This is a genomic window from Streptomyces sp. NPDC051173 (assembly GCF_040689515.1).
In the GTDB taxonomy this organism is placed as follows: domain Bacteria; phylum Actinomycetota; class Actinomycetes; order Streptomycetales; family Streptomycetaceae; genus Streptomyces.
This window is the reverse complement of sequence record NZ_JBFBBD010000094.1, coordinates 1-25,247: the sequence shown is the minus strand read 5'-3', so window position 1 is coordinate 25,247 and position 25,247 is coordinate 1. Positions and strand designations below refer to the sequence as shown.

The window sequence follows — 25,247 nt, the reverse complement described above, 5'->3', positions numbered from 1 at the left end:
GCCGGGGGCCTGGGGCACGCGCCCCCGCGCGGCGGAGCCGCACATCAGACGCAGCCGGGAAGGGGCGGGGCTGGGGAAAAGCCCGCCGCAGGCGCGAAGCCACGGATCCCCCGCCCCAAGGCCGCCGCCTAACGACGCGAGCGCGCCTTGAACGCCGCCTTCCGCGCTTCCTTCGCCGTCTTCTTGTCCGGGTGCAGGCGGCCCATCGCCTCCAGGACGTCCGCCGTCGCCGGGTGGTCCACCCGCCACGCCGAGTCGAAGAAGCCGCTGTGCCGGCCCACCAGGTCCGTCACCAGGTCGCGCAGCTCGTCCGAGTCGCCGTCGGCCGCCAGCTGCGCGGCGATCGTGTCGACGGTCAGCCAGAAGACCATCGTCTCGTCGGGCTCGGGGATGTCCGCCGCGCCGTGCTCGGCGAGCCAGACCCGGGCGAGGCCGCCGAGCTCGGGGTCGTCGAGGACCTCGCGCAGCGCGGGCTCCGCCTCCGGGCCGAGGAGGGAGAGGGTCTGCTGGCAGGACAGCCGGCGGCGCGGCGCCTCGTCGTCCGCCCCGCGCGCGGCGGCGACCAGCTCACGGGCGGCGTCGAGCGGCGCGCGGCGGGCCAGCCACAGCTCCGTCTCGGCGCGGGCGGCCGCGCCGGGGTGGCCGGGGAGCGCGGCGAGGAGGACGTCGGCGCTCTCCTCGGCCAGGTCGCCGACGACCGGGGCGTCGATCCCGGCGTCGAGCATCCGGGTGCGTACGGCGTGGACGCCGAGCGGGGTGAGGGTGACCAGCCCGTAGCGGCTGACGTCCTCGTCCTCGGGGCTGTCGGAGTCGACTCCGTCGACGGACTCGCGGATGTGCCCCTCGCCGTCGACCTCCTCGATGAGGGCCTCGTCGACCGGCTGGTAGGCGACGATCCCGGTCGTCGCGAGCATCCGGAACTGGTCGTCCAGGCGCATCATCGCGTCGGAGACCTCTTCGAGGACGTCGTCGGTCGGCTCGTCCATGTCATCGGGGACGATCATGGAGGCGGCGAGCGCGGGCAGCGGCACGGGGCGCTCGGCGGCGCTCTCGTCCAGCGCGGTCAGCAGATAGAGGTTGCCGAGGACGCCGTCGAGGAAGTCGGCCTCCTCCTCGGGGTTCCAGTCGAGGGAGTCGAGGTCGATGTCCCCGCCCTCGGAGATCCGGTCGACGATGTCGCCGAGATCGGGGGCCGCGGCGTCGGCGAGGACGTTCTCCACGCCGCCGAGCCAGAGTTCGAGGATGTCGGCGGGGCTGCCGGAGGTGAGGATCTCCATCTCCTCGCCCGCGGTGGCGACGCCGGAGGGCTCGTCGGGGCCGGCGTCCGCGGGCCCGTCGGCGAGGGGGCCGGCCTCCACCAGCCCGGTGTCCAGCGCGTGCTGCCACGCCTCGGCGGCGTACGCCGGGCCGTCCTCGTCGCCGGTGAGGCCCAGGAGCTCGGTGGCGGTGTGCAGCTGCTCGGCGAGCAGCTCACCGCCCGCACCGACCGGGATGCCCTTCTCGCCGGCCCAGCGGGCGAGCCGCGCGGCGCGTGTCAGCAACGGCGTGGACAGCGCGTCGCGCGCGAGCTCCGCGTCGGAGTGAAGCCGCACCGGCGGCATGGTCGGGCGGTCTCCGGACATCAGGGGGGTCATCTCCTCGTCGTGAAAACAGGCCGCGCCGCGATCGCCCGGCGCGCGATGACCAAGCGTAGACGGGTTTTCACCGGTGCCGCCCGGTTCACCGCCCCGCCGGCCGCCGTACGCCTACGGAACCTTGACAACTGCCTTGACCGGGCCGGACGTTGACGCGCGTAGATCCGCCCGGTCCGCACATCGGAGGTGCCGCACCGGAAGCCGTAGCACCGCTTAGGGGTCTCGGCGAGAACATTTAAATAGACCTGAACGGCGGACGGGGCCAGACTCCGGGGACAGCACCAGTACCGGAGAGTGACACGATGACCAGCAGCCCCTTCGGCCGCACCGTCTGCGCGATGGTGACCCCCTTCACCCCCGACGGCGAGCTCGATCTCGACGGGGCCCAGCGCCTCGCCGACCACCTCGTCGGCGCGGGCGGCTGCGACGGCCTGGTCCTCAGCGGGACCACGGGCGAGGCCCCGACGACCACGGACGCGGAGAAGTCGGCGCTGGTGCGGGCCGTGGCCGAGGCCGTCGGCGGCCGGGCCCGGATCACGGCCGGCGTCGGCTCCTCCGACACCCGGCACACGATCGCGCTGGCCCGCGCGGCGGAGGCGGCAGGGGCGCACGGGGTGCTGGTGGTCACGCCGTACTACAGCCGGCCGCCGCAGGAGGACGTCGCGGAGCACTTCCGCACCGTCGCGGACGCGGTCGGGGTGCCGGTGATGCTCTACGACATCCCGGGCCGGACGGGCACCCGGATCGAGCCGGACACCCTGCTGCGGCTCGCGGAGCACCCGCGGATCGCCGGGGTCAAGGACTGCGCCTACGACCTGCTCGGCAGCTCGAAGGTCATCGCCGGGAGCGGGCTCGCTTACTACTCCGGCGTCGAGGAACTCAACCTCCCGCTGCGCGCGGTCGGCGGCGTCGGCTACGTCAGCACCGTCGCCAACGTCGCGGGCCCCGCCGTGGCGGCGGTCCTGGACGCGTACGACCGCGACGACACGGCGGAGGCCACGCGCCGCCACCAGCGGCTCCTGCCCCTGGTCCAGCTGATGATGGCCGCGGGCCTGCCGGGCACGGTCACGGCGAAGGCCCTGCTGCATTCCCTGGACCTGCCGGGCGGCCCGGTCCGGGCACCACTGCGGATGGCGGACGCGGACCGCACGGCGGAACTGGCGGCGGCCTACGCCGCTTTGTAGCAGGCTGTGTTCGTCGGCACAGGTCGACGATCACCTGCGGCACATCAGCCCGCTGGGGGCACCCCCGGACGCACCCGGAGCCGCCCTCAGTTGTGGCTGTGCAGCGCCTCGTTGAGCCCGCCCCACGAGCCGGAGCGCGGCAGGGCCTCGACGCGGCCCGTCGTGGAGTTGCGGCGGAAGAGGAGGTTGTTCACGCCGGAGAGGTCCAGCGCCTTGACGACTTCGCCGTCCGGCAGCGTCACGCGCGTGCCCGCCGTGACGTACAGACCGGCCTCGACGATGCAGTCGTCGCCCAGCGCGATGCCGATGCCCGCCTCGGCGCCGAGCAGGCAGCGCTCGCCGATGGAGATGATCTGCTTGCCGCCGCCGGACAGGGTGCCCATGATCGACGCGCCGCCGCCGATGTCGGAGCCGTCGCCGACGACGACGCCCGCGCTGATCCGGCCCTCGACCATGGACGTGCCGAGCGTGCCGGCGTTGAAGTTGACGAAGCCCTCGTGCATGACGGTGGTGCCGGGCGCGAGGTGCGCGCCGAGGCGGGCCCGGTCGGCGTCGGCGATGCGGACACCGGAGGGGGCGACGTAGTCGGTCATGCGCGGGAACTTGTCGATGCTGGTCACCGACAGGTGCAGGCCCTCGGCGCGCGCGTTCAGCCGGACCTTCTCGACCTGGTCGACCGCGACCGGGCCGAGCGAGGTCCAGGCGACGTTCGCGAGCAGGCCGAAGATGCCGTCCAGGCTCTGGCGGTGCGGCCTGACCAGGCGGTGGGAGAGCAGGTGCAGACGGAGGTAGGCGTCGTGCGCGTCGAGCGGCTTCTCGCCCAGCGAGGCGATGACCGTACGGACGGCGACAACCTCGACGCCACGGCGCGGGTCGGGGCCGATCGCCTTGAGGGCGCCCTCGCCCAGCAGCTCCGCGGCGCGCTCGGCGGTCAGCCGCTCGGTCCCGGCCGGGCCGGGCTCGGCGACCAGCTCGGGAGCCGGGAACCAGGTGTCGAGGACGGTGCCGTCCTCGGTGATCGTGGCGAGGCCGGCGGCGACGGCGCCGGTGGCGGTACGGGAAGCTACTGCATCGGTCATGGTCGAAAGCTAACCGGACACGGCCGCTCAACGCGAACCGATCCTCCCCGCGATCACCACGGATGAGCGCACGCACGGTGACAGCGCTGCCACCCACCGAAAGATCGAGTTGGTGCACTGTTGACCAATTCCAAGGCGAACACTGGCAGTTGTCGACCGTATGGTCTGCCGCATGTCCCCCGATCCCGCGCGGAAGCCGGCGCTGCCGGTGCTTCCCTATCGCAAACCCACCCCCGGCCGGGACTACTGGGTGCTGGACGACGTGCTGCCCGGCGTCGACGCCGTCCGGGAGCGCTGCCTGGCGAAGGACGACTGGGTCGAGGGGTATCCGCACAAGCCCGAGAGCTGGCCCGGCCTGCGGACCATGCCGGGCCTGGAGCCGGACGAGCTGGACCGCGTGGAGCGGCTGGTGCGCAAGGCGACCGGCGCCCGGCGGATCTGGAAGGAGACGGCGCCCGGCGGCGGGACGCTCAACCACAACTGCGTCCAGGTCGTGGGCAAGGGCGAGTCCGAGCCCCGCCCGCACACCGATTCGCGCTCCCTGTGCCGGTACGCCGCGGTGCTCTACCTCAACCCCGGCGTGCCCAAGGACTGCGGCACCAGCTTCTACCGGCAGCAGCTGCCCGGCGGCAGGCTCGGCGGCAACATGGTCACGGCGCCGCACAACAACCTCGTCGACGCCCTGGGCACCCGCTTCGTCCCGCCGGACTCCTTCACCGAGGACGTGCGCGTCCCGCACCGCTACAACCGGCTGCTCCTCTACACCGCCAACATGATGCACAGCGCCACCGGCTACTGGGGCAGCACCCTGGAGGACAAGCGCATGACGGCGGTCTTCTTCTGGATGGCCTGACATGGGTGGTCTGACGCGGCTGGTCTGACGCGGATGGCCTGACGCCCGCCGTACGGCCCCGGTGACACGATGGCCGCATGAACCACATGCCGTCCGAGTCGCTGCCGCACGCCCGCACCTTCATGGGCTGGCCGCCCGCCGGCTCCGTCTGGGGCCGGTACACCGCGGCCGTACGGCGTGACGTGGCCGCCGTCGCCCAGGTGATCGCGGAGTACGAGCCGGTGGTGCTGCTCGCGGGCCCCGGTGACGAGAAGGCCGCCCGCAAGGCGTGCGGCGGTGCCGTCGAGACCGCCGCCGTGCCGGTCGACGACCTGTGGCTGCGGGACTCGGGCCCGGTCTTCGTCACCGGGCCGGACGGCGGGCCCGCGGGCGTCGACCTCCGCTTCAACGGCTGGGGCGGCAAGCAGGACCACCCCCGCGACGGCCAGGTGGCCCGGCGGCTGCTGGAGGAGTACGGGGTGCCCCGGATCGAGGCGCCCCTCGTCGCCGAGGGCGGCTCCCTGGAGACCGACGGCGAGGGCACACTGCTGGTCACCGAGAGCTCGCTGGTCAACGACAACCGCAACCCCGGCCGCTCCCGTGACGACATCGAGGGCTGCCTGAAGGAGCTGCTGGGCGTCACGGAGGTGATCTGGCTGGAGGGCGTGCGCGGCGAGGACATCACCGACTGCCACGTCGACGCCCTGGCCCGCTTCGCCGGACCCGGCACCGTCGTGCTCGGCGGCCCGCCCGCCGGGGCGGCGCCCGACGTGTGGAGCCGGGTGCGCGACCGGGCCCGTTCGGTCCTGGAGGGCGCCACCGACGCCCGCGGCCGGTCCCTGGAGATCGTCGACCTGCCCGAGGCCGACGCCGCCGGGCGGGGCGAGGACTTCCTCGGTTCCTACGTCAACTACTACGTGGCCGAAGGCGCCGTGATCCTGCCCCGCTTCGGCGACCGCCGCGCCGACGAGCGCGCCGCGGCGGTCCTGCGCGACCTCCACCCCGGCCGCGAGGTGCGCGCCGTGGAGATCCACACGCTGGCCGAGGGCGGCGGTGGCATCCACTGCGCCACACAGCAGCAGCCCGCCACCTGACCGGGTCGGGTGGCGGGCTGCCGCTGGGTCCGGGGGCCTCGGAACAGCCAGAGTCTCAGACGTTGAAACCGAGCGCCCGGAGCTGCTCACGGCCGTCGTCCGTGATCTTGTCCGGGCCCCACGGCGGCATCCAGACCCAGTTGATCCGGAGCTCGTTGACGATGCCCTCGGTCGCGGACCGTGCCTGGTCCTCGATCACATCGGTCAGCGGGCAGGCCGCGGACGTCAGCGTCATGTCGAGGGTGGCGATGTTGGCATCGTCGATGTGGATGCCGTAGATGAGGCCGAGGTTGACGACGTCGATGCCCAGCTCGGGGTCGACGACGTCGTACAGCGCCTCGCGCACCTCCTCCTCGGAGGCCGGCTTCGTCGTCACGTCCACGTTCTCACTCATGCGGTCTTCCCTTCGGACAGCGCCTTCGCCGTCGCGTCCTTCCACGCCATCCAGCTGAGCAGCGCGCACTTCACCCGCGCGGGGTACTTGGAGACGCCGGCGAACGCGACCGCGTCCTCCAGCACCTCCTCCATCGCATCGTCCGGCTCGATCTTGCCCTTGGACTGCATCAGCTCCAGGAAGGTCTCCTGGATCCGACGGGCCTCGGCGAGCTCCTTGCCGACCAGCAGCTCGTTGAGCACGGAGGCACTGGCCTGGCTGATGGAGCAGCCCTGGCCCTCGTACGAGACGTCTTCAATGGTCTCGCCGGAGAGCCGCACGCGCAGCGTGATCTCGTCACCGCACGTCGGATTGACGTGGTGCACCTCGGCGTCGCCGGTCCGCAAGCCCCGCCCGTGCGGGTGCTTGTAGTGGTCCAGGATGACGTCCTGGTACATCGAATCAAGCTTCACAGTCAGCAGCCTCGTCCGTGTCAGCCGAAGAAGTTCCGTACGTGCTCCAGGCCCTCGACCAGCGCGTCGACCTCGCCGGGGGTGGAGTACAGATAGAACGACGCTCGCGTGGTCGCGGGAATTCCGTACCGCAGGCAGACGGGCCGCGCGCAGTGGTGTCCCACACGGACCGCGATGCCCTGCTCGTCGAGCACCTGGCCGACGTCGTGCGGGTGGATGTCCCCGAGGGTGAAGGAGATCGTGGCCCCGCGGTCCTCGGCCGTGGTGGGGCCGATGATGCGCAGGTCGGGGACCTCCTGGAGCCTGCGCACCGCGTACTCGGTGATCGCGTGCTCGTGGCGGGCGATGTTCTCCATGCCGATCGCCGAGAGGTAGTCCACCGCGGCGCCGAGGCCGACGGCCTGGGCGATCGGGGGCGTACCGGCCTCGAACTTGTGCGGCGCGGGGGCGTAGGTCGAGGAGTGCATCGAGACGGTCTCGATCATCTCGCCGCCGCCGAGGAAGGGCGGCAGGTCCTCCAGGAGCTCCTGGCGGCCCCACAGGACGCCGATGCCCGTCGGCGCGCACATCTTGTGGCCGGTGAAGGCCACGAAGTCGGCCTGCAGCGCCTGGACGTCCAGCACCATGTGCGGGGCGGCCTGGGAGGCGTCGACGACGACGAGCGCGCCGACCTCCTGGGCGCGGCGGACGATCGCCTCGACGGGGTTGACCGTGCCCATGATGTTGGAGACCAGCACGAAGGAGACGACCTTGGTCTTCTCGGTGATGATCTCGTCGATGTTGGACAGGTCGAGCCGGCCGTCGTCGGTGAGGCCGAACCACTTCAGCTTCGCGCCGGTGCGCTGCGAGAGCAGCTGCCACGGCACGATGTTGGAGTGGTGCTCCATCTCCGTGATGACGATCTCGGTGTCGTGGTCCACGCGGTAGGGCTCGTCGGCCCAGCCGAGCATGTTGGCCACGAGGTTGAGCGACTCGGAGGCGTTCTTGGTGAAGATCACCTCGTCGCGGCTCGGCGCGTTGATGAAGGCGGCGACCTTGTCGCGTGCGCCCTCGTACAGCGCCGTGGCCTCCTCGGCGATCGTGTAGACGCCGCGGTGGACGTTGGCGTTGTGGCGCTCGTAGTACGCGTTGAGCGCGTCGAGGACCTGGCGCGGCTTCTGCGAGGTCGCCGCCGAGTCCAGGTAAACGATCTTCTTGCCGTCGTGGACCGTGCGGTCCAGGATCGGGAAGTCCTTACGGATCGCCTCGGTGTCGAGGAGCCCCGGCAGTATCGTCACGCGGTTACGCCCCCTTCGTCTGGTATGCCTCGTAGCCCTCGTTCTCCAGCTTGTCGGCGAGCTCGGCGCCGCCGGACTCCACGATGCGGCCGCCGGAGAAGACGTGGACGAAGTCGGGCTTGATGTAGCGCAGGATGCGCGTGTAGTGCGTGATCAGCAGGGTGCCGACCTCACCGGTCTCGCGGACGCGGTTGACGCCCTCGGAGACCTGGCGCAGCGCGTCGACGTCCAGGCCGGAGTCGGTCTCGTCGAGGATCGCGATCTTCGGCTTGAGGAGCTCCAGCTGGAGGATCTCGTGGCGCTTCTTCTCACCGCCGGAGAAGCCCTCGTTGACGTTGCGCTCGGCGAAGGCGGGGTCCATGTTGAGGCGCTCCATGGCCTCCTTGACCTCCTTCACCCAGGTGCGCAGCTTGGGGGCCTCGCCGCGGATCGCGGTGGCGGAGGTGCGCAGGAAGTTGGAGACCGAGACACCGGGGACCTCGACCGGGTACTGCATGGCGAGGAAGACGCCGGCGCGGGCGCGCTCGTCGACGGACATCTCCAGGACGTCCTCGCCGTCGAGCGTGACGGTGCCGCCGGTGATCGTGTACTTCGGGTGCCCGGCCAGGGAGTACGCCAGGGTGGACTTGCCGGAGCCGTTGGGGCCCATGATGGCGTGGGTCTCGCCCTGCTTCACGGTCAGGTCGACGCCGCGCAGGATCTCCCGGGGGCCGTTCTCGGCCTCGACGGAAACGTGCAGGTCGTGGATCTCAAGCGTTGCCATGGGGAACTCAGGACTCCTGGGTGACGGAGACGAGCACGTCGTCCCCTTCGATCTTGACGGGGTATACGGGGACGGGACGCGTGGCGGGCAGGCCCGAGGGCTTGCCGGTGCGCAGGTCGAAGCTGGAGCCGTGCAGCCAGCACTCGATGGCGCAGTCCTCCACCTCGCCCTCGGACAGCGAGACGTTCGCGTGCGAGCAGATGTCGTTGATCGCGAACACCTCGCCCTCGGTGCGGACGAGGGAGACCGGCGTGCCGTCGATCTCGACCCGCTTGGGGGTGTCCTCCTCCAGCTCGCTCAGGGCGGCCACCTTCACGAACGCGCTCATGCCACCGACGCTTCCAGCTCGGCCTCGATCTTGGTGATGAGGCGCTCCTCCAGCTCGGGGATGCCGATCTGCTGGACGAGCTCGGCGAAGAAGCCGCGGACGACCAGCCGGCGGGCCTCGTCGGCCGGGATGCCGCGGGCCATCAGGTAGAAGAGCTGCTCGTCGTCGAAGCGGCCGGTCGCCGAGGCGTGGCCGGCGCCGACGATCTCGCCGGTCTCGATCTCCAGGTTGGGCACGGAGTCGACCCGGGCGCCGTCGGTGAGGACGAGGTTGCGGTTGAGCTCGTAGGTGTCCGTGCCCTCGGCCGCGGCGCGGATGAGGACGTCGCCGATCCACACCGCGTGGGCGCCGTCGCCCTGGAGCGCGCCCTTGTAGGCGACGTTGCTGCGGCAGTGCGGGGTGTCGTGGTCGACGAAGAGGCGGTGCTCCTGGTGCTGGCCCTCGTCGGTGAAGTAGAGGCCGTAGAGCTCGGCCTCGCCGCCGGGGGCTGCGTAGACGACGCGGGGGTGGAGGCGGACCAGGTCGCCGCCGAAGGTGACGATCACGGACTTGAAGGAGGCGTCGCGGCCGACCAGCGCGGTGTGCTGCGCGGCGTGCACGGCGGTGCCGTCCCAGTCCTGGATGGAGACGACGGTCAGCTTGGCGCCGTCGCCGATCAGGTACTCCACGTTGGCGGCGAGGGTGGCGTCGCCGGTGTGGTCGAGGACGACGACGGCCTCGGCGAAGGCGCCGAGCTCGACGACCTGGTGGCCGAAGGCCACGCCGCCCTCTCCGTGCACGGAGATGCGGACGGGCTCGGTGAGCACCGTGTCCTTCGGGACCGAGACGACCGACGCCTTCTCGAAGGAGCTGTACGCCTGGGCGGCGACGCGGTCGACCGGCTTGCCGGAGCGGCCGAGGCGGGCGTCGTCCCGGCCGACGGTCTCGACGGTGACGCCCTCGGGGGCGCTCACCTCGACCTTGACGCCGCCGTCCGCCACTGCGGTGCCGTCGTGCAGACCGCGGAGGCGCTCCAGCGGGGTGAACCGCCACTCCTCCTCGCGGCCGTGCGGCACGGGGAAGTCCGCGACGTCGTACGAGGCGGGGGCGCTGACGCGCGCGTCGATGGGCTGCTGGGGCCCGCCCACCTGGATGGCGCCGTCGGTCGTGCTGCCGGCGGGAGTGTTGTCAGCCATGGCTGTCGTCGTGCTCTCTTCCTGTCACAAAGGGGTCGCTGCGGGGTGGGGGGCGGGGGTCAGCCGACCGCGCCTTCCATCTGCAGCTCGATCAGCCGGTTGAGCTCCAGGGCGTACTCCATGGGCAGCTCGCGGGCGATCGGCTCGACGAAGCCGCGCACGATCATCGCCATGGCCTCGAACTCGGTCAGACCGCGGCTCATCAGGTAGAAGAGCTGGTCGTCGCTGACCTTGGAGACGGTCGCCTCGTGGCCCATGGAGACGTCGTCCTCGCGGACGTCGACGTAGGGGTAGGTGTCCGACCGGGAGATGGTGTCCACCAGCAGGGCGTCGCAGAGCACGTTCGACTTGGAGCCGTGGGCGCCCTCGCCGATCTCGATCAGGCCTCGGTAGGAGGTGCGGCCGCCGCCTCGCGCCACCGACTTGGAGACGATGTTGGAGGAGGTGTTCGGCGCCATGTGGACCATCTTCGCGCCGGCGTCCTGGTGCTGGCCCTCGCCGGAGAAGGCGATGGAGAGGGTCTCGCCCTTGGCGTGCTCGCCCATCAGGTAGACGGCGGGGTACTTCATGGTCACCTTGGAGCCGATGTTGCCGTCGACCCACTCCATGGTCGCGCCCTCATAGGCCACGGCGCGCTTGGTGACCAGGTTGTAGACGTTGTTCGACCAGTTCTGGATGGTCGTGTAGCGGCAGCGGCCGCCCTTCTTCACGATGATCTCCACGACGGCGCTGTGCAGCGAGTCCGAGGAGTAGATCGGGGCGGTGCAGCCCTCGACGTAGTGCACGTAGGCGTTCTCGTCGACGATGATCAGCGTGCGCTCGAACTGGCCCATGTTCTCCGTGTTGATACGGAAGTAGGCCTGGAGCGGGATGTCGACGCGGACGCCCGGCGGGACGTAGATGAAGGAGCCACCGGACCACACGGCGGTGTTCAGCGAGGCGAACTTGTTGTCGCCGACGGGGATCACCGTGCCGAAGTACTCCTGGAAGATCTCCGGGTGCTCCTTGAGCGCGGTGTCGGTGTCCAGGAACAGGACACCCTGCTCCTCCAGGTCCTCGCGGATCTGGTGGTAGACGACCTCCGACTCGTACTGCGCGGCGACACCGGCGACGAGACGCTGCTTCTCGGCCTCCGGGATGCCCAGCTTGTCGTAGGTGTTCTTGATGTCCGCGGGCAGGTCCTCCCAGGTGGCGGCCTGCTTCTCGGTGGAGCGGACGAAGTACTTGATGTTGTCGAAGTCGATGCCGGAGAGGTCGGAGCCCCAGGTCGGCATGGGCTTCTTGTCGAAGAGCCGCAGGCCCTTCAGACGCAGCTTGAGCATCCACTCCGGCTCGGACTTCTTGGCCGAGATGTCGCGGACGACCTCCTCGGAGAGGCCGCGCTTGGCCGCGGCACCGGCCACGTCGGAATCGGCCCAGCCGTATTCGTACGTGCCCAGGCCTTCGAGCTCAGGGTGGGCAGTCTCCGTGGGGAGAGTCATGCGGGGTTCCTCCCGGCCGTGCTGGCGGATGCTGTGGTGGTCTTGGTGGTGCGCTGCTTCTCGCTCTGCGGGCTGCCGCGCGGGATGAACGTCGTGCACACGCCGTCGCCGTGGGCGATGGTGGCAAGACGCTGCACATGCGTCCCGAGCAGGCGGGAGAAGACCTCGGTCTCCGCCTCGCACAGCTGCGGGAACTGCTCGGCGACATGGGCGACCGGGCAGTGGTGCTGGCAAAGCTGTTCGCCGACCGGAGCGCTACGCGCCGTAGCAGCGTACCCGTCTTCGGTCAATGCCCTGGCAAGGGCCTCCGCGCGGGATTCCGGCGCGACGGCCTCCAGGGCCCTGCGATAGCCCTCGGCCTGGGCGGCCATCCGGGCGCGGGCGAAGGCGGCGACCGCCGCCTCACCCATCTCGCCGCCGCCGGCGGCCTGCGCGATCCAGCGCAGGGCGTCCCCGGCGAGCTTGTCGTATGCCTGGTCGAAGGCGTCGCGGCCGCAGTCGGTGAGCGCGAACGCCTTCGCGGGGCGGCCGCGCGTGCGTGCGCCGTAGACCCGCTTCTCGCGGGGCTCGACGACCCCCTCGGCGACGAGGGTGTCGAGGTGGCGGCGGACCGCGGCCTGCGTCAGTTCCAGGCGCAGGGCCAGCTCGGCCGCGGTGGACGGGCCGTGGTCGAGGATGGACCGGGCGACGCGGTTTCGGGTGCCGCGCTGCTCGTCGTGAACGCGCTCCTCGTCGCGCGCGGGCACGGGAGCAGACGCGTGAACCCCGGCGGCCGGCCCGGCCGTGGGGTCCTGCGGAGCCTCGCTCGCGTATTTCACAACACCATTGTTGCGTAATTACCGGGATACGGACAAGCCTCACCGGGACCGCCCGCCGGTGGCCTCGATCACTAAGGGTCACCTAACCGCCACCGCCAAGATCACCCGCAAGTCCGGGGGAATCCCGCACCCCGGGGCGGTCCGCGGGACCTCCGGGTTCGTAGACTTCCCGCCATGCGCAGCGTCTTCCCGGGGGACAGCCCGGCCGTCCCCCCGCCCCCCGGCCGTGAGCCCGCGGTCGAGGTCCGCGGGCTGGTGAAGCGGTACGGGCCGAAAACCGCCGTCGACGGCCTCGACCTCTCCGTCGCCCGCGGCTCCCTCACCGCCGTGCTCGGCCCCAACGGCGCGGGCAAGACGACCACCGTCGAGACCTGCGAGGGCTACCGCCGCCCCGACGCCGGCACCGTCCGGGTGCTCGGCCTCGACCCGGTCGCCGACGCCGCCGCACTGCGTCCGCGCGTCGGCGTGATGCTCCAGAGCGGGGGCGTCTACGCGGGCGCCCGCGCGGAGGAGATGCTGCGCCACACCGCCTCCCTGCACGCCCACCCCCTCGACGTCGGCATGCTGATCGAGCGGCTCGGCCTGGAGAGCTGCGGGCGGACCACCTACCGGCGGCTGTCCGGCGGCCAGCAGCAGCGGCTCTCCCTCGCGATGGCCGTCGTCGGCCGCCCCGAGCTGGTCTTCCTCGACGAGCCGACGGCCGGACTCGACCCGCAGGCCCGGCACGCCACCTGGGACCTGGTGCGCGAGCTGCGCCAGGACGGCGTCACCGTCGTCCTGACCACGCACTACATGGACGAGGCCGAGGCCCTGGCCGACGACGTCGCCATCATCGACAGCGGCAAGGTCATCGCCCAGGGCAGCCCCGAGGAGCTCTGCCGCGGCGGCGCCGAGAACACGCTCCGCTTCAGCGGCCGCCCCGCGCTCGACCTCGCCTCGCTCCTCAAGGCCCTGCCCGCGGACTCCGCTGCGGTGGAGCTCACGCCCGGTACGTACCGGGTCAGCGGCAAGATCGACCCCCAGCTGCTGGCGACGGTCACCATATGGTGCGCGCAGCACGGGGTCATGCCGGACCGCATAGCGGTGGAACGGCACACGCTGGAGGACGTCTTCCTGGAACTGACCGGCAAGGAGCTGCGGGCATGAGCGGTCACGCACGGACCGACCGGGGGTCCGGCCCGCGGCACAGCCGCAATGGGTCGCGGTGCGCCCCGGAGGACAACAGCCTGGAACCGACCGGCAAGGAGCTGCGGGCATGAGCACCGAGACGAGCACGAGCGCGGGCACCTTCACGCCCGCGCCCGGGGCCGCGCCACTGGGCCGGATGATCCGCGCGCAGGCCGCGCTGGAGACCCGGATGCTGCTGCGCAACGGCGAGCAGCTCCTGCTGACCGTCGTCATCCCGACCCTCCTGCTGGTGCTCTTCAGCTCGGTCGACATCGTCGACACGGGCGAGGGCAAGGCCGTGGACTTCCTCGCCCCGGGCATCCTGGCGCTGGCGGTGCTGTCGACGGCCTTCACCGGCCAGGCCATCGCGACCGGCTTCGAGCGCCGCTACGGCGTCCTGAAGCGGCTCGGCGCCTCGCCGCTGCCGCGCTGGGGGCTGATGACCGCGAAGACCTGCTCCGTGCTGGTCACGGAGGTGCTCCAGATCGTCCTGCTGACGGTGATCGCGTTCGCGCTGGGCTGGTCCCCGCACGGCAACCCCTTCGCCGTCGTCCTGCTGCTCGTGCTCGGCACCGCGGCCTTCTCCGGACTGGGCCTGCTGATGGCGGGCACCCTCAAGGCCGAGGCGACGCTGGCCGCGGCGAACCTCGTCTTCCTGCTGCTGCTGGTCGGCGGCGGGGTGATCGTGTCGCTGGACAAGTTCCCGGCCGCCGCCCGGTCGGCGCTGGAGCTGCTGCCGATCTCGGCGCTCTCGGGCGGCCTGCGGGACGTGCTCCAGCACGGCGCGGGCGTCCCGTGGGCCGACCTGGGCATCCTCGCGGTCTGGGCGGTGCTCGGACTGGGCGCGGCGGCGCGCTTCTTCCGCTGGGAGTAGGTGGGAGCGGGCAGCCCCCGGGCAGTCGGGCAATTCGCCACGCACCCCCCTCGTGAATCCATGCACAAGCTGGCCCTTACGATGACTCCGTGCCGAATTCGATGAACCCCCTCCAGCTGATCGCCGACCGCTGGCAGCCTTCCGCGCGCTTCGTCCAGCGGGCCGCGCTCGCGTGCGTGGTCATGGCCGTGGTCATCGTGGTGACCGGCGGCGCCGTCCGGCTGACCCAGTCGGGGCTCGGCTGCCCGACATGGCCGACCTGCACGGACGAGAGCCTGACGCCCACGCGCGCGATGGGCATCAACGGCGTCATCGAGTTCAGCAACCGCATGCTGACGTACGTCCTGTGCGGTGTCGTCGGGCTCGCGATCATCGCGGCACGCGCGCGTGAGCCGCGCCGGCGCTCGCTGACCCGCCTGGGCTGGGCGCAGTTCTGGATCGTCATGGGCAACGCCGTCGTCGGCGGCGTCACGGTGCTGACGGGTCTCAACCCGTACATCGTCAGCTCCCACTTCCTGCTGTCCACCGCGCTGCTGACGGTCGCCGTGGTGATGTGGCAGCGCAGCCGCGAGGGCGACGCGGAGCCGCGTGACCTGGTGGCCCGTCCGGTGCGGCAGATGAGCTGGCTGCTGGTCGTCACCAGCGCCCTGCTGATCGTGATCGGCACCGTGGTCACCGGCGCGGGCAAGCACGCGGGCGACGCTTCCAAGGACGTCCACCGCATCCCGCTGAACTGGCGTGAGCTCACCCAGCTGCACGTCGACTTCGTCTTCGTCGTGGTCGGCCTGACCGTCGCCCTGTGGTTCACCCTGCGGGCCGTCAAGGCGGCCGCGGCGCCGAGCCGCCGGGTCACCGAGCTGTTCGTCGTGCTGCTGCTCCAGGGCGTCATAGGGTACGTGCAGTACTTCACCGGCCAGCCGGAGCTGATCGTCGGCGCCCACATGCTCGGCTCCTGCCTCGTGTGGATCGCCGTCCTGCGGGTCTTCCTGGCGCTGCGCGACCGCGGCGAACTCGCCTCCGTGCCCGCCCCCTCCGGCGAGCACGACGCGCTTCAGCCGGCCTCCGTCCCCAGCCGGTAGATCCTGCGGGCGGTGCCGGCGGCGACGAGCGAGGCGATCCGCGCCGCCTCCGCCCACCGGCACACCCCGTCGGCGACCCAGTCGTCCATGAGCCGGTCCATGGCCTGCGAGAAGGTCCGGGCGCCGACCACGTAGAGCTCCGCCAGCGCCCGCGCCCCGGTGGAGAACACCAGCTTGCCGAACGGCGCCTCGCTCAGGCTCTCCTCGGGCCGGGTGCCCACGTCCGCGTACACGTGCGGGAAGCCCGCGGCCAGCCGTGCCGCCTGCCGGTGGTGCCAGGGGTCGGGCAGCAGCACCAGATCGGTCCCCAGGCCCTCGGTGGCGCGCAGGAAGCGCGTCACGCGCCGTGGGTCGGGGCAGTGCAGCTGTACGGGCAGCCCGGTGGCGACCGCCGTCCACAGCAGATGGCAGGCGACCACGGGCTCGTCCAGCGGGCCGCCCGGACGGCGCGTGCGCAGCCAGCGGTCGACGGCCCTGCGGACCTCGGGCGGCTCCGGCGGGACGCCGTCGCAGGAGCGGATCCCGGAGGCGAACGCGGTGGCGCCGCGCGCGGCCGCCCACAGCGCCTCGGCGACGTAGGCGGCGAAGGATCCGGCGCTGCCGGAGGTGTCGGCGACCTGCTCGGCGAGCGGTTCGAGCCGTACGACCTCGTGGGCGTGCCCGTCGGCCGCGTACGCCAGCTCCGCGGCCGAGGTGAGGGCGCCGGGCGCCCCGGACTCCAGCAGGAAGGTGCCGATGCCCGCGCCGCGCAGCAGCAGCCGCCCGGCTCGGCAGGCGCCCAGTTCCCGCCGCCGGGCCAGATAGCGGACCGGCGCGCAGTGCGGCTCCAGGCCGAGCAGGGGCGGGCACCAGCGGCGCACGGCGAGGCCGGCGGGGCTGTCGAAGAAGGTGGTGCCGGGCGGCGCGGGGCCGGTGGACCCGGCGGCCGCGGCGAGGTGCGCCTCGAACTTCCCGAGCCCCAGCTCGCCGTGGACCGTGCCGTGGCTGTGCTGATCCACGATCGGCGGCATGCCGTCCATCCGCGCCCTCGCCCCCCGTGCCGAGTCCCGCTCCCGGCGGGTCTAACGGGTGAGGGGGCGCTCAGTTATTGCTGGGGCCGCCGATCTGGATGCCGGCCATACGGGACCATTCGTACGGACCGGTGCGGACCTTGGCGGCGAACTCGCCGTCGAAGTCGTCGTGGAGGGTGAGTCCGGCGAGCTCAGCGGCCTTCGTCGCCGTCTCCATGGAGGGGGCGACCAGGGTGCCCCACTCGCCGTTGGCGCCGACGAGGGCGATGCGGACGGTGCCGCGGGCGATGTGCGCCAGCTGCCCCTCGGCGGCGCCGCCGTGGCTCTTGGCGAAGGCGCGGATCTGCCGGGCGAGCCGGGCCGCCCTGCGGTCGGCCCGGGCGTCGGGTGCGGTGGCTGCGGCCTGCGTGGTGGTGTCTGCCATACGCAGGATGCTACCGGCCGGTACTGCGTCTTATGGGGGGAGACCCCCAAACCCCCTACCGGAGGAAGGGATCCACGGCCACTGCCGCGAAGAGCAGCGACACATAGGTGATGGACCAGTGGAAGAGGCGCATCTCCTTGAGCTTCGCCCCGGTGACCTCGGCGTTGGCGCGGCCTTGGAGCGCGTGCGCCTCCTTGAGCCACATGCCGCCGAGCACGGCCGCCACGATCGTGTAGAACCAGCCGGTGTAGCCCAGCGGCTGGAGCGTCAGCGAGACGGCGACCATCACCCAGCTATAGAGGACGATCTGCCGGGCGACCGCCTTGTTGCCCGCGATGACCGGCAGCATGGGCACGCCCGCGCGCTCGTAGTCGCCCTTGACCTTCATCGACAGCGGCCAGTAGTGCGGCGGCGTCCAGAAGAACATGACGAGGAAGAGGACGAGCGAGGCCCAGGAGACCGAGTTCGTGACGGCGGACCAGCCGATGAGGACCGGCAGGCAGCCCGCGATGCCGCCCCAGACGATGTTCTGCGCGGTGCGGCGCTTGAGGAGCATCGTGTAGATGACGACGTAGAAGGCGTTGGCACCCAGCGCCAGCATCGCCGACAGCGGGTTGACCAGGAACCAGAACCAGACGGTGGAGCCGACGGTCAGCGCCGTGGCGAAGACCAGGCACTCCTTCGGCGAGACCATCCCGGTCACCAGGGGGCGCTGGGCCGTGCGCTCCATCAGCGCGTCGATGTCCCGGTCGATGTACATGTTGTACGCGCCGGCGCCGCCCGCGGACAGGTAACCACCGACGCACGTGGCCAGGACCAGCCACAGGTCGGGCACGCCCTGCGCGGCGAGGAACATCACCGGCACGGTCGTCATCAGCAGCAGCTCGATGATCCGCGGCTTGGTCAGCGCCACGAATGCCTTGGCCCGGGCCCCGAACGGCCGGTGACCGGAGGTCTCCGAGAGCACCCCCGCAGGACGGGATTCGACGGCCGTCACGCACACCCCTGACAGAGATAAGGCCAGCAAGCACCTCGGGTGCGGATCGACCCGGCAAAGGCTTGCGCTTACCACGCCACTCTAGACGTAGGGGATACCCCGGCCTCCGCCGGGGTGGGGTCGTGTTGGGACCGTAGCGGACCCGATACGCCCCGGATCACCGGCGCCCACGCGTCGGACCGGGCCTTTGGGGAACATGACACGGTGGCCCCGTTCGGGAGGCGCCACGGCGCCCTCCCCGGCAGGCTGGACCCATGACCACCGCAGCCGCGGCGGGAATCTTTGTCATCCGGATCCGGTTGCCCGGGACGTCGGGTCGGGCAGCCGACTTCGTGTCGAAAAGGCGCACTCCCTTGCGGGGTAGGCTCGACAGCGCCGCGTCGTGGCGGAACATACCGCCCCCGGCAATCGAAACATGTGGAGAGGAGCCCTGAACCGAGGGTGAGCACCAAGCCGACCACAACAGACCTCGAGTGGACCGAACTGGACCAGCGGGCCGTCGATACCGCCCGCGTCCTGGCCATGGACTCCGTGCAGAAGGTCGGCAACGGCCATCCGGGCACGGCCATGAGCCTGGCGCCCGCCGCCTATCTGCTGTTCCAGAAGCTGATGCGGCACGACCCGAGCGACGCCGACTGGGCCGGCCGCGACCGGTTCGTCCTCTCCCCCGGCCACACCAGCCTCACGCTCTACGTCCAGCTCTTCCTGGCCGGCTACGGCCTGGAGCTCGCGGACCTGAAGGAGTTCCGCACCTGGGGCAGCAAGACCCCGGGTCACCCGGAGCACGGCCACACCCGCGGCGTGGAGACCACCACCGGCCCGCTGGGCCAGGGCATCGCCAACGCCGTGGGCATGGCGATGGCCGCCCGCTACGAGCGCGGTCTGTTCGACCCGGAGGCCCCGAAGGGCGCGTCCCCGTTCGACCACACGATCTGGGCGATCGTCTCCGACGGTGACCTGGAGGAGGGCATCTCCGCCGAGGCGTCCTCGCTGGCCGGCCACCAGAAGCTCGGCAACATCGTCGCGCTCTACGACGACAACCACATCTCGATCGAGGGCGACACCGAGACCGCCTTCTCCGAGGACGTCCTGGCGCGCTACGCGGCGTACGGCTGGCACGTCCAGCGCATCGAGCAGGCCGAGAACGGCGACTTCGACGTCCAGGCCCTCTACGCCGCCCTGAAGGCGGCGCAGGAGGAGACCGAGCGTCCCTCGATCATCGCGGCGCGCACGATCATCGCCTGGCCGGCCCCGAACGCCCAGAACACCGAGGCCTCGCACGGCTCGGCCCTCGGCGACGCCGAGGTGGCCGCCACCAAGCGCGTCATGGGCTTCGACCCGGAGCAGACCTTCCAGGTCGAGGACGAGGTCTTCCGCCACGCCCGCAAGGTCGTCGACCGCGGCCGCGAGGCCCACGCGACCTGGGACAAGCAGCTCCAGGAGTGGCGCACCTCCAACCCGGAGCGCGCCGCCGAGCTGGACCGCATCACCGCGGGCGAGCTGCCCGACGGCTGGGAGCACGCGCTCCCCGAGTTCCCGGCCGGCAAGGACGTCGCGACCCGCAAGGCGTCCGGCGAGGTCCTCAAGGCGCTGGGCGGCGTGCTGCCCGAGCTGTGGGGCGGCTCCGCCGACCTCGCCGGCTCGAACAACACCACGATCGACGCGTCGTCCTCGTTCCTCCCGGAGGGCAACCCGCTCCCCGAGGCGAACCCGTACGGCCGCACGATCCACTTCGGCATCCGCGAGCACGCCATGGGTTCGACCATGAACGGCATCGCGCTGCACGGCAACACCCGCGTCTACGGCGGCACCTTCCTGGTGTTCTCCGACTACATGCGCCCGGCCGTCCGCCTGGCCGCCCTGATGAAGCTGCCGGTCACCTATGTGTGGACGCACGACTCCATCGGTCTCGGCGAGGACGGCCCGACCCACCAGCCGGTCGAGCACATGGCCGCGCTGCGGGCCATCCCGGGCCTGAACATGGTCCGTCCGGCCGACGCCAACGAGACGGCGATCGCCTGGCGCGAGATCACCAAGCGCCACACCACGAACCCGGCGCCGCACGGCCTGGCCCTGACCCGCCAGAACGTCCCGACGTACGAGGCCGACGAGGGCGCCGCCAAGGGCGGTTACGTCCTCTTCGAGGCCGAGGGCGGCCGGCCGCAGGTGATCCTGATCGGCACCGGCTCCGAGGTCCAGCTGGCCGTCGAGGCCCGCGACGCGCTCCAGGCCGAGGGCATCCCGACCCGCGTGGTCTCCATGCCGTCGGTCGAGTGGTTCGAGGAGCAGGACCAGGCGTACCGCGACGGTGTGCTGCTGCCGGACGTCAAGGCCCGCGTGGCCGTCGAGGCGGGCATCGGCCTGACCTGGCACCGGTACGTCGGCGACGCCGGCCGGATCGTCTCGCTGGAGCACTTCGGCGCCTCCGCGGACTACAAGATCCTCTACCGCGAGTTCGGTCTGACCTCCGAGGCCGTCGTGGCCGCCGCCCGCGAGTCGATCCAGCTCGCCGACGCCAACCGTCGCTGACGCGACCGCTTCAACCAGTAGGAGATGCAATCCCGATGACAGACGCACTCAAGCGCCTCTCCGACGAAGGCGTCGCGATCTGGCTGGACGACCTGTCCCGCAAGCGCATCACGTCCGGCAACCTCGCCGAGCTGATCGACCAGAGCCACGTCGTGGGTGTCACCACCAACCCGTCGATCTTCCAGAAGGCGATCTCCGGCGGCGACGGCTACGAGCAGCAGCTCACCGACCTCGCGGCCCGCAAGGTCACCGTCGACGAGGCGATCCGCATGATCACGACGGCGGACGTCCGTGACGCCGCCGACATCCTGCGCCCGGTCTTCGACGCGACCGACGGCCAGGACGGCCGGGTCTCCATCGAGGTCGACCCGCGCCTGGCACACAACACGACGGCCACCGTCGCCGAGGCCAAGCAGCTGGCCTGGCTGGTGGACCGCCCCAACACCCTGATCAAGATCCCGGCGACCAAGGCGGGCCTGCCGGCCATCGCCGAGGTGATCGGCAAGGGCATCAGCGTCAACGTCACGCTGATCTTCTCGCTGGAGCGCTACCGCGCGGTCATGGACGCCTACCTGACCGGTCTGGAGAAGGCCAAGGCCGCCGGCCTGGACCTGTCGCTGATCCACTCGGTCGCGTCCTTCTTCGTGTCCCGCGTGGACAGCGAGATCGACAAGCGCCTGAACGCGCTGGGCACCGAGGAGGCCAAGGCGCTGCGCGGCAAGGCCGCCCTGGCCAACGCCCGCCTCGCCTACCAGGCGTACGAGGAGGTCTTCTCCTCCGACCGCTGGGCCGCCCTGGAGAAGCTGGGCGCCAACAAGCAGCGTCCGCTGTGGGCCTCGACCGGCGTCAAGGACCCGGCCTACAAGGACACGCTGTACGTGGACGACCTGGTCGCCCCGAACACGGTCAACACCATGCCGGAGGCCACCCTGGAGGCCACGGCCGACCACGGGCAGATCACCGGCGACACGGTGCGCGGCACGTACGAGCAGGCCAAGGCCGAGCTCGACGCGATCGCGAAGCTGGGCATCTCGTACGACGAGGTCGTCCAGCTGCTGGAGGACGAGGGCGTCGACAAGTTCGAGCAGTCCTGGAACGACCTGCTGAAGTCCACCGAGGCGGAGCTCAAGCGCCTCGCTCCGGAGGCGTGAGTTGAGCACAAGCAGCAATCCGCTGCGTGACGCTCAGGACCGACGGCTCCCGCGTATCGCGGGGCCGTCGGGCCTGGTCATCTTTGGCGTCACGGGCGATTTGTCCCGAAAAAAGCTGATGCCTGCGGTCTACGACCTCGCGAACCGGGGGCTGCTGCCGCCGGGCTTCTCGCTCATCGGCTTCGCGCGCCGCGACTGGGAGACCGAGGACTTCGCCCAGATCGTGCACGACGCCGTCAAGGAGCACGCGCGCACGCCCTTCCGTGAGGAGGTCTGGCAGCAGCTGGTGCAGGGCTGCCGGTTCGTGCAGGGCGACTTCGACGACGACGAGGCGTTCGAGACCCTCAAGACCACGATCCACGAACTCGACAAGGCGCAGGGCACGGGCGGCAACTTCGCCTTCTACCTGTCCGTACCGCCGAAGTTCTTCCCCAAGGTCGTCCAGCAGCTGAAGAAGCACGGGCTGGCCGAGCAGAAGAAGGGCGGCTCCTGGCGGCGCGCCGTCATCGAGAAGCCCTTCGGCCACGACCTCGCCTCCGCCCAGGAGCTCAACCGGATCGTCCACGAGGTCTTCCCGCCCGAAGAGGTCTTCCGGATCGACCACTACCTGGGCAAGGAGACCGTCCAGAACATCCTGGCGCTCCGCTTCGCCAACACGCTCTTCGAGCCGATCTGGAACCGGTCGTACGTCGACCACGTGCAGATCACCATGGCCGAGGACATCGGCATCGGCGGCCGCGCGGGCTACTACGACGGCATCGGCGCCGCCCGTGACGTCATCCAGAACCACCTGCTCCAGCTGCTGGCGCTGACCGCCATGGAGGAGCCCGCCTCCTTCGAGGCCGACGCGCTGGTCGCGGAGAAGACCAAGGTGCTGGGCGCCGTCCGGCTGCCCAAGGACTTGGGCAAGGAGACCGTCCGCGGGCAGTACGCGCACGGCTGGCAGGGCGGCGAGGAGGTCGTCGGCTACCTCGAAGAGGACGGCATCGACCCGGCGTCCAAGACCGACACCTACGCCGCGATCAAGCTGGAGATCGACAACCGCCGCTGGGCGGGCGTCCCCTTCTACCTCCGCACGGGCAAGCGGCTCGGCCGCCGCGTCACCGAGATCGCGGTGGTCTTCCAGCGCGCGCCGCACTCGCCCTTCGACCACACGGCCACCGAGGAGCTGGGGCAGAACGCCCTGGTCATCCGGGTGCAGCCGGACGAGGGCGTCACCCTGCGGTTCGGTTCGAAGGTGCCGGGCACCTCGATGGAGGTCCGGGACGTCTCGATGGACTTCGCCTACGGCGAGTCCTTCACCGAGTCCAGCCCCGAGGCGTACGAGCGGCTCATCCTCGATGTGCTCCTCGGCGACGCCAACCTCTTCCCGCGGCTGCGGGAGGTCGAGCTGTCCTGGCAGATCCTGGACCCGATCGAGCAGTACTGGGAATCCAACGGCAAGCCCGCGTCCTACCCGGCAGGCACCTGGGGCCCGGTCGAGGCGGACGAGATGCTCGCACGTGACGGACGGAGCTGGCGCCGGCCATGAAAATCGACCTGACGGACACCACGTCCAGCAAGATCAACAACGCGCTGGTCCAGGGCCGCCGCGCCATCGGCACCCCCGCCATCGGCATGGTGCTGACCCTGGTCATCGTCACCGACGAGGAGCACGCCTACGACGCCCTGAAGGCGGCCAACGAGGCGTCGCGCGAGCACCCCTCGCGCAAGCTCGTCGTCATCAAGCGGGCCAGCCGCTCGCCGCGCGACCGGGCCAAGGCCCGCCTCGACGCGGAGGTCCGCGTGGGCACTTCGGCGGGCACCGGCGAGACCGTGGTGCTGCGGCTCCACGGCGACGTCATCGACCACGCCCAGTCGGTCGTGCTCCCGCTGCTGCTGCCCGACGCCCCCGTGGTCGTCTGGTGGCCGGTGGCCTCCCCGGCCAACCCGGAGAAGGACCCGCTGGGTTCGCTCGCGCAGCGCCGCGTCACCGACGCCTACTCCGCCGAGGACCCCCTCACGGAGCTGGCGGCCCGCGCCGCGCACTACGCGCCGGGCGACACCGACCTGGCCTGGACCCGCATCACGCCGTGGCGCTCGATGCTCGCGGCCGCGCTCGACCAGCAGCAGGTCGAGATCGTCTCCGCCGACGTCACGGGCGAGGGCTACAACCCGAGCGGCGAGCTGCTCGCGATGTGGCTCGCCGACCGCCTCGGCGTGCCGGTCAGCCGGACCGTCTCCGACGGGCCGGGCCTCACGGCCGTACGCCTGGAGTCCAAGAACGGCCCCATCGTGCTGGACCGCCCGGACGGCTCCCTGGCCACGCTCTCCATGCCGGGCCAGCCCGACCGCGCGGTGGCGCTCAACCGGCGCGACACCGCCGAGCTCCTCGCCGAGGAACTCCGGCGGCTCGACCCGGACGACACCTACGCGTCGGCGCTGAAGTACGGCGTGGAGCGGCTCGGCGAGGCGCAGGCACCCACGGCCACGGCGGCGCCGAAGTCGGCCGAGGCCGCCCCGGAGGCTCCGCAGGCGGAGACCGCCGAGGCCGCCGGGACCGCTGAGGCCGCTGAGGCCAAGGCCGCGCCCGCCAGGAAGACCGCCGGCAAGAAGGCGGCCGGCAAGTGAGCGCTCCGCAGATCGTCGTCCACCGGGACAAGGAGCTGATGGCGCAGGCCGCGGCGGCCCGGCTGATCACGAAGATCGTGGACGCGCAGGCCGCCCGGGGCTCCGCCTCCGTCGTCCTCACGGGCGGGCGCAACGGCAACGGGCTGCTCGCGGCCCTCGCCGAGGCGCCCGCGCGGGACGCGGTGGACTGGTCCCGGCTGGACCTGTGGTGGGGCGACGAGCGCTTCCTGCCCGAGGGCGACCCCGAGCGCAATGTGACCCAGGCGCGCGAGGCGCTCCTGGACTCGGTGCCGCTGGACCCCGCCCGGGTGCATGTGATGCCCCCGGCCGGCGACCGGTACGGCAACGACGCGGACGCCGCGGCGGAGGCGTACGCGGCCGAACTCGCGGCCGCCGCGCGGCCCGAGGACCACGGCCCCGTGCCCGCCTTCGACGTGCTGCTGCTGGGCGTCGGCCCGGACACGCACATCGCTTCGCTGTTCCCGGAGCTGCCGGGCGTACGGGAGACCGAGCGCACGGTCATCGGGGTGCACGGCGCGCCGAAGCCGCCGCCGACGAGGGTGTCCCTGACCCTCCCGGCGATCCGCGCGGCCCGCGAGGTCTGGCTCCTCGCGGCGGGCGAGGACAAGGCGAACGCGGTCGCGATGGCGCTGTCCGGCACGGGCGAGATCCAGGCACCGGCGGCGGGCGCTTACGGCACCCGCCGGACGCTGTGGCTCCTGGACCGCCCCGCGGCGGCTCAGCTGCCGCGAGGCTTGTACCCTCCGGCTTCGTCCTGACGCCGGCGGCGCCGTAGATACGGGAAGGGGCGGGGCCGGGGGTTTTTTCCCCAGCCCCGCCCCTTCCCGGCTGCGTCTGATGTGCGGCTCCGCCGCGTGGGGGGAGACCCCGGACC

Annotated in this window: 24 protein-coding genes; 11 read left to right on the top strand and 13 right to left on the bottom strand. The window is 71.5% G+C overall.

The genetic code is table 11. The features are described from left to right. Positions 1 to 128: 128 nt before the first annotated feature. Positions 129 to 1,622: a hypothetical protein gene (locus AB0435_RS30700; protein WP_366006550.1), complete on the bottom strand. Its 1,494-nt coding sequence runs from the start codon at positions 1,620 to 1,622 to the stop codon at positions 129 to 131. 314 nt (positions 1,623 to 1,936) lie between these two features. Here AB0435_RS30700 and dapA point away from each other — a divergent pair, with 314 nt between their 5' ends. After that, entirely contained in the window at positions 1,937 to 2,818 is an 882-nt protein-coding gene (gene dapA, locus AB0435_RS30695; protein ID WP_366006551.1) for a 4-hydroxy-tetrahydrodipicolinate synthase, read from the top strand. Positions 2,819 to 2,904: 86 nt separating this feature from the next. On the opposite strand, the gene dapD is transcribed toward dapA, so the two are convergent. Next, entirely contained in the window at positions 2,905 to 3,897 is a 993-nt protein-coding gene (gene dapD, locus AB0435_RS30690; protein ID WP_366006552.1) for a 2,3,4,5-tetrahydropyridine-2,6-dicarboxylate N-succinyltransferase, read from the bottom strand. Positions 3,898 to 4,069: 172 nt separating this feature from the next. Here dapD and AB0435_RS30685 point away from each other — a divergent pair, with 172 nt between their 5' ends. Together AB0435_RS30685 and AB0435_RS30680 are read left to right on the top strand one after the other, a co-directional pair. Continuing rightward, positions 4,070 to 4,750 carry a DUF6445 family protein gene (locus AB0435_RS30685; protein ID WP_366006553.1) on the top strand — a complete coding sequence of 227 codons (681 nt, stop codon included), beginning with the start codon at positions 4,070 to 4,072 and terminating at the stop codon, positions 4,748 to 4,750. A 77-nt stretch (positions 4,751 to 4,827) separates the two neighbouring features. After that, positions 4,828 to 5,823, top strand: coding sequence for an agmatine deiminase family protein (locus AB0435_RS30680; protein WP_366428450.1), 996 nt, complete (start codon positions 4,828 to 4,830; stop codon positions 5,821 to 5,823). A gap of 55 nt (positions 5,824 to 5,878) precedes the next feature. Here the strand turns inward: AB0435_RS30680 and AB0435_RS30675 are convergent, their stop codons facing one another. From AB0435_RS30675 to AB0435_RS30640, 8 genes are read right to left on the bottom strand one after another with little or no spacing between them, the layout of a single operon-like run. After that, positions 5,879 to 6,217, bottom strand: a complete 339-nt coding sequence (locus AB0435_RS30675) for a metal-sulfur cluster assembly factor (protein ID WP_366006555.1) — start codon at positions 6,215 to 6,217, stop codon at positions 5,879 to 5,881. Then, positions 6,214 to 6,669 carry a Fe-S cluster assembly sulfur transfer protein SufU gene (gene sufU / locus AB0435_RS30670; RefSeq protein WP_366006556.1) on the bottom strand — a complete coding sequence of 152 codons (456 nt, stop codon included), beginning with the start codon at positions 6,667 to 6,669 and terminating at the stop codon, positions 6,214 to 6,216. Before sufU ends, AB0435_RS30675 begins: the two co-directional genes overlap by 4 nt. A 20-nt stretch (positions 6,670 to 6,689) precedes the next feature. Next, a complete protein-coding gene (locus AB0435_RS30665; protein ID WP_366006557.1) occupies positions 6,690 to 7,946 on the bottom strand; it encodes a cysteine desulfurase in 1,257 nt (418 codons plus the stop codon). Positions 7,947 to 7,950: 4 nt separating this feature from the next. Further along, complete coding sequence (sufC, locus tag AB0435_RS30660) at positions 7,951 to 8,709, bottom strand: Fe-S cluster assembly ATPase SufC (protein WP_366006558.1); 759 nt, start codon at positions 8,707 to 8,709, stop codon at positions 7,951 to 7,953. A gap of 7 nt (positions 8,710 to 8,716) precedes the next feature. Further along, positions 8,717 to 9,037, bottom strand: coding sequence for a non-heme iron oxygenase ferredoxin subunit (locus tag AB0435_RS30655; RefSeq protein ID WP_106679508.1), 321 nt, complete (start codon positions 9,035 to 9,037; stop codon positions 8,717 to 8,719). Then, the gene (gene sufD, locus AB0435_RS30650; RefSeq protein ID WP_366006559.1) at positions 9,034 to 10,212 is read right to left on the bottom strand and encodes a Fe-S cluster assembly protein SufD; all 1,179 of its coding nucleotides are present in this window, start codon (positions 10,210 to 10,212) and stop codon (positions 9,034 to 9,036) included. Before sufD ends, AB0435_RS30655 begins: the two co-directional genes overlap by 4 nt. A gap of 59 nt (positions 10,213 to 10,271) precedes the next feature. Further along, a complete protein-coding gene (gene sufB / locus AB0435_RS30645) occupies positions 10,272 to 11,693 on the bottom strand; it encodes a Fe-S cluster assembly protein SufB (RefSeq protein WP_366006560.1) in 1,422 nt (473 codons plus the stop codon). Further along, on the bottom strand, positions 11,690 to 12,511 hold the full coding sequence (locus AB0435_RS30640) for an ArsR family transcriptional regulator (protein WP_366006561.1): 822 nt from the start codon (positions 12,509 to 12,511) through the stop codon (positions 11,690 to 11,692). The genes sufB and AB0435_RS30640 overlap by 4 nt, the downstream gene beginning before the upstream one ends. 174 nt (positions 12,512 to 12,685) lie before the next feature. On the opposite strand from AB0435_RS30640, the gene AB0435_RS30635 reads away from it, so the two are divergent. The 3 genes from AB0435_RS30635 to AB0435_RS30625 all read left to right on the top strand — a co-directional run bounded on the left by AB0435_RS30635 (position 12,686) and on the right by AB0435_RS30625 (position 15,631). Continuing rightward, positions 12,686 to 13,657: an ABC transporter ATP-binding protein gene (locus AB0435_RS30635; protein WP_366006562.1), complete on the top strand. Its 972-nt coding sequence runs from the start codon at positions 12,686 to 12,688 to the stop codon at positions 13,655 to 13,657. Positions 13,658 to 13,766: 109 nt separating this feature from the next. Next, positions 13,767 to 14,552, top strand: a complete 786-nt coding sequence (locus tag AB0435_RS30630) for an ABC transporter permease (protein ID WP_366428449.1) — start codon at positions 13,767 to 13,769, stop codon at positions 14,550 to 14,552. A gap of 89 nt (positions 14,553 to 14,641) precedes the next feature. Continuing rightward, the gene (locus AB0435_RS30625) at positions 14,642 to 15,631 is read left to right on the top strand and encodes a COX15/CtaA family protein (protein ID WP_366006564.1); all 990 of its coding nucleotides are present in this window, start codon (positions 14,642 to 14,644) and stop codon (positions 15,629 to 15,631) included. Here AB0435_RS30625 and AB0435_RS30620 read toward each other — a convergent pair. The 3 genes from AB0435_RS30620 to AB0435_RS30610 all read right to left on the bottom strand — a co-directional run bounded on the left by AB0435_RS30620 (position 15,604) and on the right by AB0435_RS30610 (position 18,062). Next, on the bottom strand, positions 15,604 to 16,650 hold the full coding sequence (locus AB0435_RS30620; RefSeq protein ID WP_366006565.1) for an amidohydrolase: 1,047 nt from the start codon (positions 16,648 to 16,650) through the stop codon (positions 15,604 to 15,606). The genes AB0435_RS30625 and AB0435_RS30620 overlap by 28 nt on opposite strands. A 61-nt stretch (positions 16,651 to 16,711) precedes the next feature. Then, positions 16,712 to 17,065, bottom strand: coding sequence for a hypothetical protein (locus AB0435_RS30615; protein WP_366006566.1), 354 nt, complete (start codon positions 17,063 to 17,065; stop codon positions 16,712 to 16,714). A 55-nt stretch (positions 17,066 to 17,120) separates the two neighbouring features. Then, entirely contained in the window at positions 17,121 to 18,062 is a 942-nt protein-coding gene (locus AB0435_RS30610; protein WP_366006567.1) for a heme o synthase, read from the bottom strand. A 441-nt stretch (positions 18,063 to 18,503) separates the two neighbouring features. Between AB0435_RS30610 and tkt the strand changes: the two genes are divergently transcribed. From tkt to pgl, 5 genes are read left to right on the top strand one after another with little or no spacing between them, the layout of a single operon-like run. Further along, on the top strand, positions 18,504 to 20,591 hold the full coding sequence (gene tkt / locus AB0435_RS30605; protein WP_366428448.1) for a transketolase: 2,088 nt from the start codon (positions 18,504 to 18,506) through the stop codon (positions 20,589 to 20,591). Positions 20,592 to 20,626: 35 nt separating this feature from the next. After that, positions 20,627 to 21,742 carry a transaldolase gene (tal, locus tag AB0435_RS30600; protein WP_366428447.1) on the top strand — a complete coding sequence of 372 codons (1,116 nt, stop codon included), beginning with the start codon at positions 20,627 to 20,629 and terminating at the stop codon, positions 21,740 to 21,742. A gap of 1 nt (position 21,743) precedes the next feature. Then, positions 21,744 to 23,273, top strand: a complete 1,530-nt coding sequence (zwf, locus tag AB0435_RS30595; RefSeq protein ID WP_366006570.1) for a glucose-6-phosphate dehydrogenase — start codon at positions 21,744 to 21,746, stop codon at positions 23,271 to 23,273. Continuing rightward, positions 23,270 to 24,352, top strand: coding sequence for a glucose-6-phosphate dehydrogenase assembly protein OpcA (opcA, locus tag AB0435_RS30590; protein ID WP_366006571.1), 1,083 nt, complete (start codon positions 23,270 to 23,272; stop codon positions 24,350 to 24,352). Before zwf ends, opcA begins: the two co-directional genes overlap by 4 nt. After that, positions 24,349 to 25,131, top strand: coding sequence for a 6-phosphogluconolactonase (gene pgl / locus AB0435_RS30585; protein WP_366006572.1), 783 nt, complete (start codon positions 24,349 to 24,351; stop codon positions 25,129 to 25,131). The genes opcA and pgl overlap by 4 nt, the downstream gene beginning before the upstream one ends. Positions 25,132 to 25,247 lie beyond the last annotated feature (116 nt).